Genomic DNA, 19205 nt, shown 5'->3' with positions numbered 1-19205 from the left:
AATAGGCATATCAAAATCTCTGCGGTACACAGCACAGTGCAGTCGACCATTGCGACACCATGAATAGTCCAATATTAGTCGACACGATAGAAACGGCACCGAGATTAGGGACGAAGGCGCATCGCCTTCGGATGGATTGATGACTTCCGATGTCACAATGGTGGTAACGAGTTGCCGAAGATTTGATCTTCTTGAGAAGACGCTGACATCCTTCTTCAAATGGAACGATTATCCGCTGAAAGAGATCATCATCATCGAAGATAGCGACGACACAGGCATATTCCAATTCAAAGATCTGTTTCCCGATCAGCCCATTCGCGTGATTTTCAACGAGATTAATATTGGTCAAACTCGATCCGTCGATAAGGCTTATGCGGAAGTCACCACTCCTTTCATTTTCCATATCGAGGATGATTGGGAGTTTACAGATTTTGGCGTTATCCGAGACCTCAAGACGGCACTTGAGACCGAGCCGAACGCGCTCCTGGCACTGGCTCGGACCGAGACGGATATTCCCAAATATGTAGGCAGCGTCCGTACCACCAAGAAGAACGGGATCTCATACAAGCGGCTTTATCCCGAACTTCATTTCAGGTGGTATACTTTTACCTACAATCCGACCCTAAAGCGGACCGCAGATTATAGACAGCTTCCTGAGGGATATGCTGGCGTCGGAAATGAGCTAGCGCTCAGCCGATTTTATAAGGCGCAGAACAAGGATCTCTGCTGGGTGCTCGGCCATGACGTTCGGCATATCGGCGGACACGGCCGGACGAATTATCCAAAGCAAAAGGCCAAGTCTAGCTCGGCTGCAATATCCAAAAACAAAGAGAAATGGTCGCAATCGGCAAAGAGAAGATTTTGGCACGTTCTTCGAACGCTCGGGATTAATACTGAGCGGCTTCAGAGAAGATCATCGCCGGACCGATATAATTAACGCCCCCTTAAATCGCCGTAATTACAATTCAATCGGGTAGCTCCGCGACGGCGAATTTGGCGCGGGCGGCAGAGGGTGCGACCGGTCCGGAATGGCAGGCAGAAGCAGATCACGCGACAGAATTGAACCGTCCTTCAGCGGCCGCGAGCGCCGTGAAGACGACGAGGACGATTTCGCGCTCGATGACGAAGACCGCATCGACGGCCGCCGTGGCGCGAGACGCACCGCCCTGCCACCGAAATCATCATCCCGAAACCGCGCTCCGGAGCGCAAGCGCCGCGACCGGCGCGAGCCGCCTGAACGCGAGGGCGGCGGCCTCTTCGCTCTGCTGCGCCGGATGATCTACTGGTGCATCGTGCTCGGCATCTGGGCGGGCATCGGCCTTGCCGGCGTGGTCTTCTACTATGGCTCGCGCATGCCGAGCGCCAGCACCTGGTCGATCCCGGAACGGCCACCGAACGTCAAGATCACCTCGGTTGATGGCAGCGTCATTGCCAATCGCGGCGCCACCGGCGGCGAAGCGCTGCCGCTCGAGCAGATGTCGCCCTACATTCCGCAGGCGATCGTGGCGATCGAGGACCGGCGCTTCTATTCGCATTTCGGCGTCGATCCGATGGGCCTTGCCCGCGCCTTCGTCAACAACCTGACCGGTCAGCCGATCCAAGGCGGCTCGACGCTGACGCAGCAGCTTGCCAAGAACCTCTTCCTGTCGCCGGACAGAACACTGGAACGCAAGGTGCAGGAAGTGCTGCTCTCCTTCTGGCTGGAGCAGAAATACAGCAAGGATCAGATCCTTGCGATGTATCTGAACCGCGTCTATTTCGGCTCGAACGCCTATGGCGTCGAGGCCGCGGCACGCCGCTACTTCAACAAATCGGCCCGTGACGTGAACCTTGGCGAGGCAGCGCTGCTTGCCGGTCTGGTCAAGGCGCCGACGCGGCTCTCCCCGGCCCGCGATCCGGAAGCCGCCAATGCCCGCGCCCAGGTGGTGCTGCAGGCGATGCGCGATCAGGGCTATATCACCGACGACGAAGTCAAGACCGCGATGACGCAGACCCCTGCCAAGGCCAAGAGCTACTGGTCGGGCGCCGGGCAATATGTCGCCGACATGGTGATGGACGAGCTGCCGGGACTGATCGGCGGCGACGTCAAGGAAGACGTGATCGTCGACACGACGATCGACAAGGGCCTGGAAAAGAAGGCAGATCAGGCGCTGAACGACATCCTCTCCAAGGAGGGCGTGAAGCTGGCGGCGTCGCAGGCTGCCCTCGTTTCGATCGACGGCACCGGTGCGATCCGGGCGCTTGTCGGCGGCAAGGATTATGCCGAAAGCCAGTTCAACCGCGCGGTCAAGGCCAAGCGCCAGCCAGGCTCGTCCTTCAAACCCTTCGTTTATGCGGCGGCACTCGAGAAGGGCCTGACGCCCGCTTCCGTCTTCAACGACGCACCGATCCGCATCGGCAACTGGACGCCGGAGAATTACGAGAAGAAATACAATGGCGAGGTAACGCTCGCCACGGCGCTGGCGAAATCGCTGAACACGGTCGCGGCCCAGCTCGTCATGTATGACGGCCCGGATCAGGTGATCAAGCTCGCCCACCGGCTCGGCATCGAGAGCGAGCTGCAGCCGAATGCCTCGATCGCGCTCGGCACCTCGGAAGTATCGCTGGAAGAGCTGACAGCCTCCTACGCCGCCTTCATGAATGGCGGCTACAAGGCGACGCCGCATGTCATCCGCCGCGTGACGACCGCCGAGGGCAAGGTGCTCTACGAGAACACCTACGACAATCCGCCGCGGGTGCTTTCCGAGACCATCGCCGCCAACATGAACGCGATGATGATGGGCACGATCGAATTCGGCACAGGGCGCAGCGCCAGAATCCCCGGCTGGCAGGCAGCCGGCAAGACCGGCACGACGCAGAATTCGCGCGATGCGCTGTTCGTCGGCTTTACCAGCAACCTGACGACAGGTGTCTGGTTCGGCAATGACGACGGCACGCCGATGAAGAAGGTGACTGGCGGCGGGCTACCGGCCAAGGCCTGGCAGGAATTCATGATTGCCGCCCATAAGGGGCTGTCGCCCGCGCCGCTCTTCGGCAACGGCCAGTTCGTCACCGATCCCAATACGATCGGCAACCAACCGATGGCCCAGAACGGCGAACCGCAGCCGATGCAGGAACAGCCGTCGACGATCGGCGGCATCATTTCCGGCGTCTTCGGTGGTGGCTCGGCAGAGCAGTATCCGCCAGCACCCGTGCAGCAACAGCAGACTGCCGGTGGCCCGATGCCGCCGGGCGATATCGGCCCGGACGACGGCTATGACGGCGATGTTCCGCCCGGCGATGTCGGCCAGGACCAGCCGGTCCATCAGGGCCAGCCGAAGCGCACGACGCTGCTTGATCTGATCATGGGACAGTAGAGCCAGAAAAGGACGATCTGCAACGCGCAGTTACGCTGCCTTGCGCCTGAAAACCTTTGTTTTCCGGCTACTGTAAAAATTGAAGGCAACACGCTCGTTTTGCTGGATTTCGGGCTATTTCTCGCCTTGCAGTCCAGAAAACCGCTCCTTATATACGCCGCATCACCGCAATCACGATTGCGTTAGTTCGAAGACCCCCATCCCGTAAGGGGCTGTCAGGGAAATGCCTTACCAAGGGTTCCGACAGCTTGCTTCAAGGAGTAAATGACATGGCAAAAGTAATTGGTATCGACCTTGGAACGACAAATTCCTGCGTCGCTGTCATGGACGGCAAGGACGCAAAGGTCATTGAAAATGCGGAAGGCGCGCGTACGACCCCTTCCATGGTGGCATTCTCCGATGACGGCGAACGCCTCGTTGGCCAGCCGGCAAAGCGCCAGGCAGTCACCAACCCCACCAACACGCTCTTCGCAGTAAAGCGCCTCATCGGCCGCCGCTACGACGATCCGACCGTTGAAAAGGACAAGAGCCTCGTTCCTTTCAAGATCGCCAAGGGCGATAACGGCGACGCGTGGGTCGAAGCTCAGAACAAGGGCTACTCGCCCGCTCAGATCTCCGCGATGATCCTTCAGAAGATGAAGGAAACCGCTGAATCCTACCTCGGTGAAAAGGTCGAGAAGGCCGTCATCACCGTTCCGGCCTACTTCAACGACGCGCAGCGCCAGGCAACCAAGGATGCCGGCCGTATCGCTGGTCTCGAAGTGCTCCGCATCATCAACGAGCCGACGGCTGCCGCGCTCGCTTACGGCCTCGACAAGAAGGACGGCAAGACGATCGCCGTTTACGACCTTGGCGGCGGCACGTTCGATATCTCCGTTCTGGAAATCGGCGACGGCGTCTTCGAAGTGAAGTCGACGAACGGCGATACCTTCCTCGGCGGTGAAGACTTCGACATGCGCCTCGTCGAATATCTCGTTACCGAGTTCAAGAAGGACCAGGGCATCGACCTGAAGAACGACAAGCTCGCCCTGCAGCGCCTCAAGGAAGCTGCCGAAAAGGCGAAGATCGAACTGTCGTCCTCGCAGCAGACCGAAATCAACCTGCCGTTCATCACGGCTGACGCTTCCGGTCCGAAGCACCTGACGCTGAAGCTGACGCGCGCCAAGCTCGAAAGCCTGGTCGACGATCTCGTCCAGCGCACCGTCGCTCCGTGCAAGGCAGCCCTCAAGGATGCCGGCGTCACTGCGGCCGAAATCGACGAAGTCGTTCTGGTCGGCGGCATGAGCCGCATGCCGAAGGTTCAGGAAGTCGTCAAGCAGCTGTTCGGCAAGGAGCCGCACAAGGGCGTCAACCCGGATGAAGTCGTCGCACTCGGCGCCGCCATCCAGGCCGGCGTTCTCCAGGGCGACGTCAAGGACGTTCTGCTTCTCGACGTAACCCCGCTGTCTCTCGGCATCGAGACCCTCGGCGGCGTCTTCACCCGTCTGATCGAGCGTAACACCACGATCCCGACGAAGAAGAGCCAGACCTTCTCGACCGCCGACGACAACCAGCAGGCCGTCACCATCCGCGTTTCGCAGGGCGAGCGCGAAATGGCACAGGACAACAAGCTGCTCGGCCAGTTCGACCTCGTTGGCCTGCCGCCGGCACCGCGTGGCGTTCCGCAGATCGAAGTCACCTTCGACATCGACGCGAACGGCATCGTGCAGGTTTCGGCCAAGGACAAGGGTACCGGCAAGGAACAGCAAATCCGCATCCAGGCTTCCGGTGGTCTCTCCGACGCCGACATCGAGAAGATGGTCAAGGACGCTGAAGCCAATGCCGAAGCCGACAAGAAGCGCCGCGAAGCCGTAGAAGCGAAGAACCAGGCCGAAAGCCTTGTTCACTCGACGGAAAAGTCGCTCAAGGATTACGGTGACAAGGTTTCCGAAGCCGACCGCACCGCGATCTCCGACGCGATCGCTGCCCTGAAGTCCTCGATCGAGGCTACCGAGCCCGATGCAGAAGACATCAAGGCAAAGACCCAGACGCTCATGGAAGTGTCCATGAAGCTCGGTCAGGCTATCTACGAAGCGCAGCAAGCCGAAGCCGGCACGGCTGACGCGTCTGCAGGCGATGACAATGTCGTCGATGCCGACTACGAAGAAGTCAAAGACGACGACCGCAAAAAGTCCGCGTAATCCGCGGCGAAGCGGTTATGCTCACCAGTGTGATCCGGCTGCCTAACGGCAGCCGGAAATCCATTTTCGGGGTTTAAATTGGCAAAAGCGGACTTTTACGAAACTCTGGGCGTCGCCAAAACGGCGGATGAGAAAGAGCTGAAAAGCGCCTTCCGCAAATTGGCAATGAAGTATCATCCGGACAAGAACCCGGACGATAAGAGCGCCGAAGTCAAGTTCAAGGAAATCAACGAAGCTTACGAGACGCTCAAGGACCCGCAGAAACGCGCGGCCTATGATCGCTATGGTCACGCAGCCTTCGAACATGGCGGCATGGGACCGGGTGGCGGCGGCGGCTTTGCCGGCGGCGGCGGCTTCTCCGACATCTTCGAAGACATTTTCGGCGAGATGATGGGTGGCGGCCGCGGGCGGCAGCGCTCTTCGGGCGGTCGCGAACGCGGCGCCGATCTTCGCTACAACATGGAAATCTCGCTGGAAGAATCCTTCTCCGGCAAAACGGCGCAGATCCGGGTTCCGACCTCGATCACCTGCGACGTCTGTTCCGGTTCGGGGGCCAAGCCAGGCACACAGCCAAAGACCTGCGGCACCTGCCAGGGTTCCGGCCGCGTGCGCGCTGCACAGGGCTTCTTCTCGATCGAGCGGACCTGCCCGACCTGCCATGGCCGCGGCACGATCATTCCCGACCCGTGCACCAAGTGCCATGGCCAGGGCCGCGTGACGGAAGAGCGCTCGCTCTCGGTCAACATCCCGGCTGGTATCGAAGACGGCACCCGTATTCGCCTGCAGGGCGAAGGCGAGGCAGGAACGCGCGGTGGCCCGGCGGGCGACCTCTATATCTTCCTGTCGGTCAAGCCGCATGAGTTCTATCAGCGCGACGGAGCGGACCTCTATTGCGCCGTGCCGATCTCGATGACGACGGCCGCGCTCGGCGGCACCTTCGATGTGGCGACACTCGACGGGACGAAATCGCGGGTCACCGTTCCCGAGGGAACGCAGGCCGGCAAGCAGTTCCGCCTCAAGGGCAAGGGCATGCCTGTGCTGCGCTCCAGCCAGACGGGTGACCTCTACATCCAGATCCAGATCGAGACGCCTCAGAAGCTCTCCAAGCGCCAGCGCGAGCTGTTGCAGGAGTTCGAGCAGCTGTCCTCCAAGGAGAACAATCCTGAGTCGACGGGCTTCTTTGCCCGGATGAAGGAATTCTTCGAGGGCTGAGTCAACACTCATCAGACAATCGAAAGCCGGTGGCGTTCCCACCGGCTTTTTTGTTGCCTCAAACCGGTTGCCGGATGCGGCTCTGATAGTGTTTGGGGGCACAGCCCATCGCCCGCTTGAAGGCGGCGCTGAAGGCGCTCTCGGATTCGTAGCCGACCGACAGGGCGATCTCCGCAAGCCGCGTGCGCTCCGGCGAGAGCAGTGCACGAGCCGCAAGCCGCATGCGCCATCGCAGCAGATAATCGAGCGCCGGCCAGCCGACCAGCGCCTTGAAATGCAGCGCGAAGGCCGTTCGCGACATGCCGGCCTCGCTGGCGAGCTGCTCCAGCGTCCAGCGCCGTGCAGGCTCGGCGTGAACCGCTCTCAGAGCTCTGCCAATCCGCGGATCATTCAGCCCCTTCAGCCAGCCTGGTGCCCCCTCGCCTTCGCTTGCCATATGCAGGCGCAGGGCGTTGACGAACAGGATGTGGCCGAGATGCTCCGACATCAGCGCGCCGCCGGGGCGCATCTCGGTGAGTTCCTTTGCCAGCTGCTTCAGCGTCCAGCGCAGCGTTTCCGCCTCGTCGGCAGCAGCCGGAATATGCATCACCGCCGGCAGGGCGCCTGTCAGCAGCACCTGATGGCTGGCATCGAACATTAGACGGCCGCCGACCAGGAAGGTGTCGTCATGCGGTCCATGCTGCGCGACGCGGGTTTTCAGATCGACGAAGATCGTCCGGGCATCGGTACCAGGGAGCTCGAGATCGCTTCCGAGCCAATAGGGCTGGCCGGTCAGCAGGTAGCAATCGCCCTCCTCCAGCTTGAAGGGCTGCGGCTCGCCGGAGACGCGCAGCCAGCAGCGGCCGCGGGCGACAGCACCGAACTTGATGCCCTCATAGCGGCGCGGAAAGTCGAGCGCCCAGTCGCCGCCGGAGACGACGCCATAGGTCTCGACGCTTTTCGGCTGCAGCAGGGCGAGGATATCGGAGAGCGGATCCATATCTGAACGATCAAGCAAGAAATCGGAACTTTGTTACATGGATCATCCCGGAACCGCAATCTATATCCGGCTGTGTTTGCAGAAGGAGCTTACCTGTGACGACTGAACAGCAGCCTATTCATTCGGGGTTCAACGCCAAGAGCACGGCACGCGACGCGATTGCCGGGATCGATCTGAGCGGCAAGATCGCCATCGTCACCGGCGGCTATTCCGGCATCGGCGTGGAGACGACGCGGGCGCTCAGCGAGGCCGGAGCGACGGTCGTCGTTCCCGTCAGGACGCGCGCCAAGGCGGAAGCCAATCTCACCGGTATTGCCCGTGTCGAGCTCGCGCCGCTCGACCTTCTCGATCCTGAAGCAATCGACCGCTTTGCGGAAGACTTCCTTGCGAGCGACCGGCCGCTTCACATGCTGATCAATAGTGCCGGTGTCATGGCGTCGCCGCTGACGCGTGACGGCCGTGGCTATGAGGTTCAGTTCTCCGGCAATCACCTCGGCCATTTCCAACTCACAGCCCGGCTCTGGCCTGCCCTGGCGAAGGCCAAGGGTGCGCGCGTGGTCGCGGTGTCGTCGCGCGGTCACCGGTTCGCTCCCGTCGATTTCGAAGACCCGAACTTCGAGAAACGAGCATACGACAAGTGGAAGGCCTACGGCCAATCGAAGACCGCCAACGCGCTCTTCGCCGTCGGTCTCGACGAACGCGGCAAGGCGTCCGGTGTGCGGGCCTTCTCGGTCCATCCCGGCGCGATCATCACCGATCTGGTCCGCCATCTGACCGATGATGACTTCAAGGCCTTCGGCATTACCCGGCATGCCGATGGCGGGATGGATGTCAGCGAGGAAAGCCAGCGCAGCTTCAAGAATGTCGAGGAGGGTGCGGCGACCTCCGTCTGGTGCGCAACGAGCCAGAAGCTCGATGGCCGGGGCGGCGTCTATTGCGAAGACTGCGACATCTCTCCGCTGGTTCCAGAAGGTCATAGCGGGCCGACCGGCGTCTGGCCCTGGGCCTGCGATTCGCAGGCGGCCGACAAGCTCTGGGCACTCAGCGAGAGACTGACCGGGTGCAGCTTTACGGCGTAGATGGAGGCGCCGCTACACGTCCTATAATCAGTCAAAGGCGTTTCATAGCGGCACGGATGGTCTTTCCGTGCCGTTTTGAGACGCTGCGAAATGCCCATATGTCCGGCGTTAACGCAGGCCCTGAAACGGACTTGCAACTTCTCTAAATCACTTCACTCTTCAGCACGGAATTGGGGAACGAACCAAAGGGCACTTCACATGACCGCAGCACTTTCCATGTCCAATCCGGCGGATGATGTCGATGTCCTCGCCGGCGCGCTTTACTCCTGGTGCGCAGAGCGAAACATCAAGCTTCGCAGCCAGCAGGGCCTGTCGATCGCCAGCATCGCGATCGACCTCTATCACGCCGGCCATCATACGCAGGACGAGCTGCTGACGGCGCTGCACGAGCGCGAACTGCACTGACAAAAAGAAAGCCCGCCACGAGGGCGGGCAAAATTTACCGGGAAGCGAAGTGGCCCTGGCAACGCCGGTTTGCGGGGCGGATTAAGCCGCCGTCTCGTTGCTCATCAAAGTCAGGATGGTCTTGACCGCTTCCTTGCCTGCCGGCGAGTGAAGCTTGTCGTAATGCAGGGCGAGTTCGTAGGCTTCCGGGCTCAGCTCGATCTTCTCGGGCTGATTGGTTTCGGCACCTTCGAACAGAGCGGAGATTTCCACGCCGAGAAACTGCGCGATCTGGTGCAGCTTGCTGGCGGAAACGCGGTTCGTCCCCTTCTCATATTTCTGGATCTGCTGGAAGGTCAGCCCGAGGGCTTCCCCCAGTTCGAGCTGGGAAACGCGGCGCCGGGCGCGCAACTGTCTTACATTGCGACCGACTAGGATATCGACTGGATCTGGCACGTGAGCGTTCCCTCATTTAGAAACGAATTGCTCACCATAATATGCCGGGTATTTTAAATATCGCAACCCGCGAGTTGCAAAATTCAACCGACTTTTTTTGGTCTTTACGTTGCGTCAGGCCAACCCAGAGTAAGGGCGTAGACCGGCGCATGGGCGGGATTGCCAATTTCGAGCAATTTGCAGATCGCGCTATGGCTGAGTGCGGCCGTGGGACAGGCGGTCAGGCCATGCGCGGTTGCCGCGAGCATGATGTTCTGGCCGATGTGTCCGGCCTCGATCATCACCACCCTGTAGGCATTGGCATCCTCGTATTTCCACATGGTGCGGTCCATATGGGCGACGAGCACGATCATGCAGGGCATGGTATCGGCCCATTCCTGGCCGCCGACCAGGGTTGAGAGCTCGGGCTCCTCGTCCGAGACGCGCGCCAGCGAGTGTTCCAGCGCCGAATAGTGATAGATGCCCGGCTCCAGCCCTTCGACGTTGCGGGCGAAGACATAGGCTTCATAGGGATTGCGGGCGCCGCCTGACGGGGTCATCGACAGCGGCAGTTCGACCACAGCGTTGCGCGCCTTGCCGGTGATGCCTAGGCCGGCGAAGAGCGCCTCGGAGAGCTCACTGACCGAGATCGGCTTCGCCAGGCCCTTTCGCTGCGTGCGGCGGCGCGACATCAGCTGCAGCAACGCATTGCCGTTCAGCGCCGGAGGCAGCTGGATGACGTCCTTGCGGCCGGAATTCAGGCTGTAGAGTTCGATCTCGCCCTCGGCTGCCAGCGTCGAACGCTGCAGGTCCTCAGCCTCGTTGAGCGACATATAGTCGGGATCTTGGACGCAGAAGTGCAGGAGAGCAGCCGGCACGCCCCATTTCCAGTTCCGGGTAAAGGCGTCTTCGCGCGCATGCAACGCCGAATTCTCTTCGACGAGTGCCGACATCTCGACCAGCGAGGCGAGTGTCTCGGTCAGTTCCTCTTCGCTGTAACCCGGCGCCAGATCGCGGATCGCGGCGGTCGCGCTCCAGTCGTCGAGGGCGCGAAGGAACTCCAGGAGATCAGGGCTGCATTCGAAAACAGCCTTGGTGAGGAAGTTGCAGGCGACGAAGGCGTCGCCGTCGTTGTGAAAGACGAGAGTGCGTGAGGAGCGGTAGCGCATCGAATCACATGCGCCTGCCGCGGAGCCCACAGCAGGCGCTTATGAACTTAATCAATACGGAACATCATGCCGCGGCTGACAAAGGTCGGCTTGGCCTTGACCGGCGTTACCTTGAGGTTCGGCTTCGTCTTGTTCTGCATGATCCATCTCCACGGTTGTAGGAGCGATCCCCTTGATCGCGGCTGGAGGATGAAACAGCAACCAGAAATATTCAATTAATACGGAAATATTGTTTTGATACATCAGAGTGATGCATTGCTTCAATTGAAGTCAAAAACAGGAAATTTCTGAATTAAATCCGTTATTTTTGCGTTTACATAGAAATGTGTAGCCCAAAAATGCGAACTATGACAATCATAGTCATGAGAATAATTCGGTAGGACCGCCGGAGAAGCAGAATGGGCCTTAAAAAGACTGCGCAAGCCAAAGAAGAGCTGACTTTGGATGATGCCGTCGGTGGATACACCATCGACATGCTGAACACGCTGATCGCGCAGAGCAGGAGCGCGAAGCAGCCGATGCTGACCTATCTTCTGTCGATGGCACTCATCGAGGCACACCGCGTCAGCGTCGAGCCGGCGGCGGCCACCCACGATATGGGGTTGTCGCTGAATTAACTGAGGTCGCGCGTGACTGCGGAGATGAAGTCGGCGCGCTGTTGAACGATCATATCCCTGACGATGCGGGGCACCGCATCATCGGTGGTGCGGTAGACCTTTGCGAGGCGGAGCGCGGTGCGCAGGTTGATCCTGCTGTTGAGCGGCACCATGACGACGGCGCTGAAGGATGGACCGGCCGGCGTGAAGATCATCGAATGGCCGCCGAGCAGCTTTTCGGAGAAAGGCAGCCATCTAAGACGCATCAGGGTCGGTTCCTGGGTGCCTATCTGGTTTGCGGCAGCGAATGACAGGCAGTTCAAGCGCTCGACGACGATGCCCTTGTGATCGCCGGTGAAGCGGGACCAATATTCGCCCTTCTTCACCGCCCGGTTTGTGAGACGGCGAAACGTGGTGGCATTGCCCTGCTTGGCAATGACGATGACGGCACAGAGCAGGCTGTCCGGCGTACTCGGGATCGTCATATAGGCATGGTATAGGCCCGGAGCGATACCGGCAGCAGGATCCGCGAAGAGCAGCGGCTCCAGCGCGTCACGGGCGGCTGACAGCACACGCTGCGCCGACGGGCGGCCATGATCGAGGTCGACCGAGATCGGCCGCTGATACATTTCTTCCTCGGTGACGCCGAGGTACTGACAGATTTTCTTGACCGAGGCACGCCCAGGCGCCCGGCGAGCCTGAAGATAGGATTCGATCTGCGAGCGGCCAATTTCCATGCCGCGCGCGGCAGCGCTGATGCTGCCCGCCTTTGCGAGGCAGAGCCGCCGGAGATTTTCGGCAAAGTTCTCGAGTGCAGACATGTCCGCAGTGGCTTTCAGGAGATGAGTCGGTGCTCAAACTATCTGCAAGCCAAGCGGAATACAAAGGGGGATAGGCCACAATTTGCGGGCTGATCCAATTGACAGATGGCTGCGTAAGGATAGGTAATTCCCGCCGGGAACAAAAAGAATCCGCCGCCCAATGGAGGCACGATCACTGCAATGAAATTCGATATTGAATTGCCTGAAGCGCCGCCGAACATCGCAGCCGATGAAACGCAGCGAAACCTTTCCACGATACTTGATGGACTCTCGGCGCTGCGCTTAAATATTAATCACCAGCCCGAAATTCTTTACTGGATTGAACGCGCGGTCGCTGAAACTGAAAACCAGTTGCGGATGATCGCACCTCCCTTTCACTAATCGATTGAATCGGAATCCATCTCATCATCTTTCGATGACACTTCGCCGTTGATCCCTGCCATCATCTGAGACGATCAACCGCATCCGGCCTGCGTCCATTTCCTCGACAACCGAATCGCATAGGATGCCGCCCAATTCGATATTGGGAGCGTTTTCGTGTTTCTGTTTTCCAAGCTTGTCTGGGTCTTCGGCCAGCCGCTGTCCCTCGCGTTCTTCCTGACCGCTCTCGGCTTCCTTACGCTGGCCTTCCGGCTACGCAAGAGCGCGCTCCTGCTCTCCGGGCTTGGCGCTGCCGTGCTGTTCGTGACGCTTTACACGACGGCGGGCAACTATCTGCTGCAGGGGCTGGAGAACCGTTTCCCCAAACCGGCGCAGGATCCCGATAGCCTGCAATGCATGATCGTGCTCGGCGGCGCCTTCGAGAGCGAGGTGAACACCGCCCGTCACGGCATCGAATTCAATGCCGCCGCCGACCGCTTCATCGAGACGCTGCGGCTGGCTCAGAAGTTTCCGCAGTCGCGGATCCTGATTTCCGGCGGCGATGGCTCGATATCGGGCCATTATGAGGGCGACGCGGCTGCCTCGGTGCGTTTCTTCCCGCTCTTCGGCGTGGCATCGGAGCGGCTGGTCGAGGAGACCACCTCGCGGACGACCTTCGAGAATGCCACCAATACCAAGGACCTGCTCGCCACGAACGGCCTGTCGAACTGCCTGCTGATCACCTCGGGCTATCACATGCCGCGCTCGGTCGGCATCTTCCGCAAACTCGGGATCGACGTGGTGCCGTGGCCGACCGATTTCCGCACCGATGGCGAAGTTCATCTCGGGCTGGATTTCACCCAGCCGAGCCTCAACGCCCAGAACACTGCGACGGCCGTGCGCGAATGGTTCGGCCTGGTCGGCTACTATCTGGCAGGGCGCACCTCGGAGCTCTATCCGAAGTAATCGCTATTTCTTGGAGATGGTGACGAATTTGGTGCCGCGAACGCGGGCCGTGACGATGCAGGGGTCACCCTCCGTGCGATCGCAGAAGCGCGGATGCATCTTCATGGCCAGAACCATGTTGCCGAAACGCTGGACGAAGTCGTAGCCGTAGATCTGCGCCGTGGCGATCATGAAATAGCCGCCCTCGGCCACCTGCAGATAGAAGTTATAGGGGCAGCCGTCATCGTTGCACTGCGGTCCCTTTTCGCCGTCGCAGGTGAGCTCGCCCTCGTTGACGACAGCGTCAATGAGGCCGTCATTGTTGATGTCCTGGCGGGTCACGTAGCCCTCGCCGAACTCCGCCTTGGTGCATTGCTCGGTGAAATGCTTCTTCTCGTAGATCTCCGGATCGGAGATCAGGGACTGCTGGGCGAAGGCGGCAACCGGCACCACGAGCAGCACTGCGAGATTGAGGGCGATGAGAAGCGCTTTCACGGCTTTCCTCTTTTTGGCGGATAAGGACACTGACAGCGGCGCATTCTCTACGCCGCGCCTTGCGCCGCCCTTGCCGCCGTGATTCAGTCGCCCGACGATCTCCGCCGCCTTGGGACCCTGAAATGTCGCTGCTCGCCTATCTCGATTATGCCGGCATTGCGCTTTTCGCGGCGACCGGCGCGCTTGCGGCATCGCGCAAGCAGCTCGACCTCATCGGCTTCCTGTTCTTCGCGACGGTGACGGGTATTGGCGGCGGCACCGTGCGCGATATCGTGCTCGGCCGCGTTCCGGTCTTCTGGGTCTTGAACCCGGCCTATATCATCATCTGCTGCATCACCGGCGTCGTCGTGTTCTTCACCGCGCATCTGGTGGAATCGCGCTACCGGCTGCTGATCTGGCTCGATGCCATCGGCCTGTCGGCCTATTGCGTCATGGGCGCGGCGAAGGGACTGGCGGCCACCGGCTCCCCCACCATCGCCGTCGTGACGGGAACGCTGACCGCGACCTTCGGCGGCGTGCTGCGCGATCTCATGGCGAACGAGCCTTCGGTCCTGCTGCGGCCTGAGATCTATATCACCGCGGCGCTGATCGGCGCCGGCGTCTTTACCGGCGCAACGGAGCTCGGCGTGCCCCTCTATGCCGCGTCAGCGCTCGGCGCAGCGGCAGCCTTCGCGATCCGCGGCGGCGCGCTGTGGTTCGGATGGACGTTCCCGACCTACAAGCACAGGCCCGGCCGTCACCCTGACGATGTGATGTAAGATTTAGCGGTTCTTCGGGCGCAGACGGATCACCACGTCGACATGGGCGATTTCCATGCCTTCGGGCGGCTCCGGCAGATTGCCGATCGTCAGATTGCTGACGGGGATATCGAGCACGTCGTTTTCACCCTCGACGAAGAAGTGATGGTGATCGGAAACGTTGGTGTCGAAATAGGTCTTGGCGCTTTCCACGGCGAGAACGCGGATCATCCCGGCCTCGGTGAACTGGTGCAGCGTGTTGTAGACTGTCGCCAGCGACACGGGCACGCCGGCGGTGACGGCTTCCTCGTGCAGTTCCTCGACCGTCAGGTGCCGGTCGCCCTTGGCAAACAGGAGATCCCCGAGGGCAACGCGCTGGCGGGTCGGACGAAGGCCGGCACTGCGCAGTCGTGCTTCGATGCTAATCGGGGCTTCTGGCGCCATCAAGGAGGAACTCCGGTTAATTCTAGCGTCAAGTAATCAGGTTTCCTAAGCCATATAACTTTTGCGCAAAAGCCTTTCAATAGTTTCAATGGGGACAATAGGGGCGGAAATGCCTTAAAATCCGGCCTTTGACGCATTTAGCTCTGGCCGCGGCCTTGGCCTTCCTGTATGCGACCACCAAATAAGGCAGATCGCCGGTCCGGCGCGGAATAAGAGGCAGCCATGCTTATGCTTCATTTTCCGAAGAACTTGGACTAAACACTCACTCCATCAGCACGTTGCGGGGGACACAGACTTTTCATGACGACGAGACAATCGAGCTTCAACTATGAGGAAATCCTGTCCTGCGGCCGTGGCGAACTGTTCGGCCCCGGCAACGCACAGCTTCCCCTGCCGCCGATGCTGATGGTCCATCGCATTACCGACATCTCCGAAACCGGCGGAGCGTTCGACAAAGGTTACATTCGCGCCGAGTACGATGTTAAGCCCGACGATTGGTATTTCCCTTGCCACTTCCAGGGAAATCCGATCATGCCGGGCTGCCTCGGCCTCGACGGCATGTGGCAGCTGACGGGCTTCTTCCTCGGCTGGCTCGGCGAGCCCGGCCGCGGCATGGCACTGTCGACAGGCGAAGTGAAGTTCAAGGGCATGGTTCGCCCCGAGACGAAGCTCCTCGAATACGGCATCGACTTCAAGCGCGTCATGCGCGGCCGCCTGGTTCTCGGCACTGCCGACGGCTGGCTGAAGGCAGACGGGGAAGTCATCTACCAGGCGAGCGACCTGCGCGTCGGCCTGTCGAAAGCCTGAACCGCGGCTAGACCGCTCCAAATACAAAGACGTTTTAGAAGAGGTCATCGACATGAGACGGGTTGTTGTCACAGGTCTGGGTATCGTTTCTTCCATCGGCAATGACGCACAGGAAGTCACCGCGTCGCTGCGCGAAGCCAAGTCCGGCATTTCGTTTTCGAACGATTTCGCCGAGCACGGCTTCAAGTGCCAGGTCTGGGGTTCGCCGAAGATCGACGTGACCGACCTCGTCGACCGCCGTGCAGCCCGCTTCCTGTCGCAGGGCGGCATGTGGAACCACGTCGCCATGAAGCAGGCGATTGCCGATTCCGGCCTCGAAGACAGCGATATCGGCGGCAACGAGCGCACCGGCATCATCATGGGTTCGGGCGGCCCGTCCACCCGCACGCTGATCGAAGCGGCCGACATCACCATCAAGAACAACAGCCCGAAGCGCATCGGCCCGTTTGCCGTGCCGAAGGCGATGTCTTCTACGGCTTCGGCAACGCTCGCCACCTGGTTCAAGATCCACGGCGTCAACTACTCGATCTCGTCGGCCTGCTCGACCTCTGCACACTGCATCGGCAATGCCGCTGAAATGATCCAGTGGGGCAAGCAGGACATCATGTTCGCCGGCGGCCATGAAGATCTCGACTGGACGATGTCGAACCTCTTCGACGCGATGGGCGCGATGTCCTCCAAGTACAATGACACGCCAGATACTGCGTCTCGCGCCTATGACGTCAGCCGCGACGGCTTCGTCATCGCTGGCGGCGCCGGCGTTCTCGTTCTCGAAGAACTCGAGCATGCCAAGGCCCGCGGCGCCAAGATCTACGCCGAAATCGTCGGCTACGGCGCGACCTCCGACGGTTACGACATGGTCGCTCCGTCGGGCGAAGGCGCCATCCGCTGCATGCGCCAGGCACTCGCGACGGTGAAGGGCAGCGTCGACTACGTCAACACGCACGGTACCTCGACGCCCGTTGGCGACAGCAAGGAAATCGGAGCGATCCGCGAAGTTTTCGGCGACAAGATCCCGCACATCCAGTCGACCAAGTCGCTGACCGGCCACTCGCTCGGCGCGGCCGGCGTGCAGGAATCGATCTACTCGCTGCTGATGATGCAGGCGGGCTTCATCGGCGAAAGCGCCCATATCAAGGAACTCGACCCCGAGTTCGACGGCGTGCCGATCGTTCGCAAGCGCATCGACGATGCCAAGATCGACATTGCCCTTTCCAACTCCTTCGGCTTCGGCGGCACGAACGCTACGCTCGTCTTCCAGCGTTACAACGGATAATACCATGACGGGATTCATGCAGGGTAAGCGCGGCCTCATCATGGGCGTCGCAAACAACCATTCTATCGCCTGGGGCATTTCGAAGGCGCTGGCCGCCCAGGGCGCCGAGCTGGCTTTCACCTTTCAGGGCGAGGCGCTGGGCAAGCGCGTGAAGCCGCTTGCAGCTGAAGTCGGCTCCGACTTCGTCCTGCCCTGCGATGTCGAGGACGTCGCTTCGGTCGATGCTCTCGTCGAATCGATCAAGGAACGCTGGGGCAAGCTCGATTTCATCGTTCACGCCATCGGCTTTTCCGACAAGAACGAGCTAAAGGGCCTCTACGCCGACACGACGCGCGAAAACTTCAGCCGCACGATGGTGATCTCCTGTTTCTCCTTCACCGAGATCGCCAAGCGCTGTGCACCGCTGATGAGCGACGGCGGTTCGATGCTGACGCTGACCTATAACGGCTCGACGCGCGTCATTCCGAACTACAACGTCATGGGCGTTGCGAAGGCTGCACTGGAAGCTTCCGTGCGCTATCTGGCGGCCGATTACGGTCCGAAGGGCATCCGCGTCAACGCGATCTCCGCCGGCCCGATCCGCACGCTCGCCGGCGCCGGCATCTCCGACGCCCGCGCGATCCTCTCGTGGAACCAGCGCAATGCGCCACTGCGCAAGACCGTCAGCATCGACCATGTCGGCAATTCGGCGCTCTACCTGCTCTCCGACATGTCGGCCGGCGTCACCGGCGAAATCCATTTCGTCGACGCAGGCTTCAACATCACCTCGATGCCGACGCTGGACGCGCTGCGGACTGCAGACGTCGAGTAAGCTTTCCAACATCCAGATATGAAGAAGGCGGCCATTGGCCGCCTTTCTTATTTCTTCGCCCAGAGAACCTTGAAGCGGGCGTTGCGGCAGGTTTCGCCGCTTTCGCGGAAGCTTGCCGCCAGGACCGGCTCGTAAGGTAGGCCGCGGTTGGCGACGAGCATGAGGCGGCCGCCGCCGCGTAGCGCCGAGGCTGCAGTCTTGATCATCGCCTGGCCGAGCGAGGGCTCGGCGGCGTGGCCCTCGTGGAAGGGCGGGTTCATGATGATCAGGTCGTACTTGTCCTTGACCGGCTCGGCGGCCAGATCGTGCCAGAAGAAGCGAGCGGGCGCCTTCGGGAAGTTCTCTGCCAGATTGTCCTTGGCGGCTTCCAGCGAGGCGTGGTTGGCCTCGTAAAGGTCGATACGCTCGAGGCGCGGCGACTTCTCCATCAGTTCGACTGAGAGATAGCCCCAGCCAGCGCCGAAATCGGCGGCGTCGCCGGTGAAATCGGTCGGAAGGCGCGAGGCGAGCAGTTCCGAGCCGTCGTCGATACGATCATGCGAGAACATGCCGGGGGCGGCGATGAAGCGGCCGTCGACGCGCACCGATGCCTTGGCGAATTTGGCGGCAGCTTCGCTGACATCAGCCGGGCGGATGAACCAGAAGGCGACGCCGTGATATTTCGGCATGTGCTCGATATCGAAGCCGAAGCCATCCATGCGCTTGCGCAGCGGCTGGATGCCGTCTTCCTTGCCACCGGCGACGACAACGAGGCCGCCTGTTTTCACGAGGGAAAGCGCCGAAGCGATATTTGCCTCGTTCTCGCCCTTGTGTTTGGTGCAGAGAACCAGAGCCGCATCGTAATCCTCACCGTCGATCTCAGGCGTGGTTTCGATGCGCTGCGCCTGTAGCTGCCGGAACAGCGGGCGGAAGCCCTGTACGGCGCGCAGCGAGGCCGCAAAGCCCTCCGGCAGTGCGAAGCCTGCCTCGGCGCCGAGAAACAGCACGCGCTGCCCCTCGCCCGGCGCATCGACGGTGCCGCTGGCAAAGGGGTGGAACAGGGTCTTCAGCGTTTCGCGGCTCATGGGCTCATCTCGTCTTTGAATACAAAAAGGGCGCGGAAACAGTCCCGCGCCCATG

Annotated in this window: 20 protein-coding genes; 13 read left to right on the top strand and 7 right to left on the bottom strand. The window is 60.7% G+C overall.

Annotated elements, in window-relative coordinates; genetic code table 11:
• Window positions 1–139 precede the first annotated feature (139 nt).
• From ACODR6_RS13250 to dnaJ, 4 genes are all read left to right on the top strand, one after another.
• A complete protein-coding gene (locus ACODR6_RS13250; RefSeq protein WP_489022611.1) occupies window positions 140–937 on the top strand; it encodes a glycosyltransferase family 2 protein in 798 nt (265 codons plus the stop codon).
• A gap of 91 nt (window positions 938–1028) precedes the next feature.
• The gene (locus ACODR6_RS13245) at window positions 1029–3356 is read left to right on the top strand and encodes a transglycosylase domain-containing protein (protein WP_489022610.1); all 2328 of its coding nucleotides are present in this window, start codon (window positions 1029–1031) and stop codon (window positions 3354–3356) included.
• A 269-nt stretch (window positions 3357–3625) separates the two neighbouring features.
• A complete protein-coding gene (gene dnaK, locus ACODR6_RS13240; protein ID WP_112714166.1) occupies window positions 3626–5536 on the top strand; it encodes a molecular chaperone DnaK in 1911 nt (636 codons plus the stop codon).
• 78 nt (window positions 5537–5614) lie between these two features.
• Window positions 5615–6748 carry a molecular chaperone DnaJ gene (gene dnaJ / locus ACODR6_RS13235; protein ID WP_112714168.1) on the top strand — a complete coding sequence of 378 codons (1134 nt, stop codon included), beginning with the start codon at window positions 5615–5617 and terminating at the stop codon, window positions 6746–6748.
• Window positions 6749–6806: 58 nt separating this feature from the next.
• Here the strand turns inward: dnaJ and ACODR6_RS13230 are convergent, their stop codons facing one another.
• Window positions 6807–7745, bottom strand: a complete 939-nt coding sequence (locus tag ACODR6_RS13230; protein ID WP_489022609.1) for an AraC family transcriptional regulator — start codon at window positions 7743–7745, stop codon at window positions 6807–6809.
• A gap of 77 nt (window positions 7746–7822) precedes the next feature.
• Between ACODR6_RS13230 and ACODR6_RS13225 the strand changes: the two genes are divergently transcribed.
• Together ACODR6_RS13225 and ACODR6_RS13220 are read left to right on the top strand one after the other, a co-directional pair.
• On the top strand, window positions 7823–8806 hold the full coding sequence (locus ACODR6_RS13225; RefSeq protein ID WP_489022608.1) for an oxidoreductase: 984 nt from the start codon (window positions 7823–7825) through the stop codon (window positions 8804–8806).
• Window positions 8807–9004: 198 nt separating this feature from the next.
• On the top strand, window positions 9005–9211 hold the full coding sequence (locus tag ACODR6_RS13220; RefSeq protein WP_112714174.1) for a hypothetical protein: 207 nt from the start codon (window positions 9005–9007) through the stop codon (window positions 9209–9211).
• An 81-nt stretch (window positions 9212–9292) separates the two neighbouring features.
• On the opposite strand, the gene ACODR6_RS13215 is transcribed toward ACODR6_RS13220, so the two are convergent.
• Both ACODR6_RS13215 and ACODR6_RS13210 read right to left on the bottom strand, forming a co-directional pair.
• Window positions 9293–9646 carry a helix-turn-helix domain-containing protein gene (locus ACODR6_RS13215; RefSeq protein ID WP_112714176.1) on the bottom strand — a complete coding sequence of 118 codons (354 nt, stop codon included), beginning with the start codon at window positions 9644–9646 and terminating at the stop codon, window positions 9293–9295.
• Between the two features lie 104 nt (window positions 9647–9750).
• Window positions 9751–10794, bottom strand: a complete 1044-nt coding sequence (locus ACODR6_RS13210; protein WP_489022607.1) for a SagB/ThcOx family dehydrogenase — start codon at window positions 10792–10794, stop codon at window positions 9751–9753.
• A 398-nt stretch (window positions 10795–11192) separates the two neighbouring features.
• On the opposite strand from ACODR6_RS13210, the gene ACODR6_RS13205 reads away from it, so the two are divergent.
• Window positions 11193–11411: a hypothetical protein gene (locus tag ACODR6_RS13205; RefSeq protein ID WP_112714180.1), complete on the top strand. Its 219-nt coding sequence runs from the start codon at window positions 11193–11195 to the stop codon at window positions 11409–11411.
• Here ACODR6_RS13205 and ACODR6_RS13200 read toward each other — a convergent pair.
• Window positions 11408–12211 carry a helix-turn-helix domain-containing protein gene (locus ACODR6_RS13200; protein WP_112714182.1) on the bottom strand — a complete coding sequence of 268 codons (804 nt, stop codon included), beginning with the start codon at window positions 12209–12211 and terminating at the stop codon, window positions 11408–11410. The two genes, ACODR6_RS13205 and ACODR6_RS13200, sit on opposite strands and share 4 nt — an antisense overlap.
• 180 nt (window positions 12212–12391) lie before the next feature.
• Between ACODR6_RS13200 and ACODR6_RS13195 the strand changes: the two genes are divergently transcribed.
• Both ACODR6_RS13195 and ACODR6_RS13190 read left to right on the top strand, forming a co-directional pair.
• Window positions 12392–12592, top strand: a complete 201-nt coding sequence (locus tag ACODR6_RS13195; protein WP_130279381.1) for a hypothetical protein — start codon at window positions 12392–12394, stop codon at window positions 12590–12592.
• A 156-nt stretch (window positions 12593–12748) separates the two neighbouring features.
• Complete coding sequence (locus ACODR6_RS13190; RefSeq protein WP_489022606.1) at window positions 12749–13537, top strand: YdcF family protein; 789 nt, start codon at window positions 12749–12751, stop codon at window positions 13535–13537.
• A gap of 3 nt (window positions 13538–13540) precedes the next feature.
• On the opposite strand, the gene ACODR6_RS13185 is transcribed toward ACODR6_RS13190, so the two are convergent.
• Entirely contained in the window at window positions 13541–14011 is a 471-nt protein-coding gene (locus ACODR6_RS13185; protein ID WP_489022605.1) for a hypothetical protein, read from the bottom strand.
• Window positions 14012–14133: 122 nt separating this feature from the next.
• On the opposite strand from ACODR6_RS13185, the gene ACODR6_RS13180 reads away from it, so the two are divergent.
• Window positions 14134–14769 carry a trimeric intracellular cation channel family protein gene (locus ACODR6_RS13180; RefSeq protein ID WP_199629861.1) on the top strand — a complete coding sequence of 212 codons (636 nt, stop codon included), beginning with the start codon at window positions 14134–14136 and terminating at the stop codon, window positions 14767–14769.
• Between the two features lie 3 nt (window positions 14770–14772).
• Here ACODR6_RS13180 and irrA read toward each other — a convergent pair whose 3' ends face one another.
• On the bottom strand, window positions 14773–15192 hold the full coding sequence (gene irrA, locus ACODR6_RS13175) for an iron response transcriptional regulator IrrA (protein WP_130279385.1): 420 nt from the start codon (window positions 15190–15192) through the stop codon (window positions 14773–14775).
• Window positions 15193–15492: 300 nt separating this feature from the next.
• On the opposite strand from irrA, the gene fabA reads away from it, so the two are divergent.
• Genes fabA through fabI form a run of 3 tightly spaced genes read left to right on the top strand, consistent with a single transcriptional unit; the run spans window position 15493 to window position 18086 of the window.
• Entirely contained in the window at window positions 15493–15999 is a 507-nt protein-coding gene (fabA, locus tag ACODR6_RS13170) for a 3-hydroxyacyl-[acyl-carrier-protein] dehydratase FabA (RefSeq protein ID WP_112514279.1), read from the top strand.
• Between the two features lie 52 nt (window positions 16000–16051).
• Complete coding sequence (gene fabB / locus ACODR6_RS13165) at window positions 16052–17275, top strand: beta-ketoacyl-ACP synthase I (protein WP_413710696.1); 1224 nt, start codon at window positions 16052–16054, stop codon at window positions 17273–17275.
• 4 nt (window positions 17276–17279) lie between these two features.
• Window positions 17280–18086 carry an enoyl-ACP reductase FabI gene (gene fabI, locus ACODR6_RS13160; RefSeq protein WP_203429834.1) on the top strand — a complete coding sequence of 269 codons (807 nt, stop codon included), beginning with the start codon at window positions 17280–17282 and terminating at the stop codon, window positions 18084–18086.
• A gap of 47 nt (window positions 18087–18133) precedes the next feature.
• On the opposite strand, the gene ACODR6_RS13155 is transcribed toward fabI, so the two are convergent.
• Complete coding sequence (locus ACODR6_RS13155) at window positions 18134–19150, bottom strand: class I SAM-dependent methyltransferase (RefSeq protein WP_489022604.1); 1017 nt, start codon at window positions 19148–19150, stop codon at window positions 18134–18136.
• Window positions 19151–19205 lie beyond the last annotated feature (55 nt).

It is taken from the genome of Rhizobium sp. FG96 (genome assembly GCF_057808655.1).
This window is presented reverse-complemented; position numbering and strand designations above follow the sequence as displayed.

What these genes read in the sequence shown, in the direction of transcription:
- ACODR6_RS13250 (WP_489022611.1), top strand. Translation starts at nt 140, where the DNA reads ATGACTTCCGATGTCACAATGGTGGTAACGAGTTGCCGAAGATTTGAT.
- ACODR6_RS13245 (WP_489022610.1), top strand. Translation starts at nt 1,029, where the DNA reads ATGGCAGGCAGAAGCAGATCACGCGACAGAATTGAACCGTCCTTCAGC.
- dnaK (WP_112714166.1), top strand. Translation starts at nt 3,626, where the DNA reads ATGGCAAAAGTAATTGGTATCGACCTTGGAACGACAAATTCCTGCGTC.
- ACODR6_RS13220 (WP_112714174.1), top strand. Translation starts at nt 9,005, where the DNA reads ATGACCGCAGCACTTTCCATGTCCAATCCGGCGGATGATGTCGATGTC.
- ACODR6_RS13210 (WP_489022607.1), bottom strand. Translation starts at nt 10,794, where the DNA reads ATGCGCTACCGCTCCTCACGCACTCTCGTCTTTCACAACGACGGCGAC.
- ACODR6_RS13205 (WP_112714180.1), top strand. Translation starts at nt 11,193, where the DNA reads ATGGGCCTTAAAAAGACTGCGCAAGCCAAAGAAGAGCTGACTTTGGAT.
- ACODR6_RS13200 (WP_112714182.1), bottom strand. Translation starts at nt 12,211, where the DNA reads ATGTCTGCACTCGAGAACTTTGCCGAAAATCTCCGGCGGCTCTGCCTC.
- ACODR6_RS13195 (WP_130279381.1), top strand. Translation starts at nt 12,392, where the DNA reads ATGAAATTCGATATTGAATTGCCTGAAGCGCCGCCGAACATCGCAGCC.
- ACODR6_RS13180 (WP_199629861.1), top strand. Translation starts at nt 14,134, where the DNA reads ATGTCGCTGCTCGCCTATCTCGATTATGCCGGCATTGCGCTTTTCGCG.
- irrA (WP_130279385.1), bottom strand. Translation starts at nt 15,192, where the DNA reads ATGGCGCCAGAAGCCCCGATTAGCATCGAAGCACGACTGCGCAGTGCC.
- fabA (WP_112514279.1), top strand. Translation starts at nt 15,493, where the DNA reads ATGACGACGAGACAATCGAGCTTCAACTATGAGGAAATCCTGTCCTGC.
- fabB (WP_413710696.1), top strand. Translation starts at nt 16,052, where the DNA reads ATGAGACGGGTTGTTGTCACAGGTCTGGGTATCGTTTCTTCCATCGGC.
- fabI (WP_203429834.1), top strand. Translation starts at nt 17,280, where the DNA reads ATGACGGGATTCATGCAGGGTAAGCGCGGCCTCATCATGGGCGTCGCA.
- ACODR6_RS13155 (WP_489022604.1), bottom strand. Translation starts at nt 19,150, where the DNA reads ATGAGCCGCGAAACGCTGAAGACCCTGTTCCACCCCTTTGCCAGCGGC.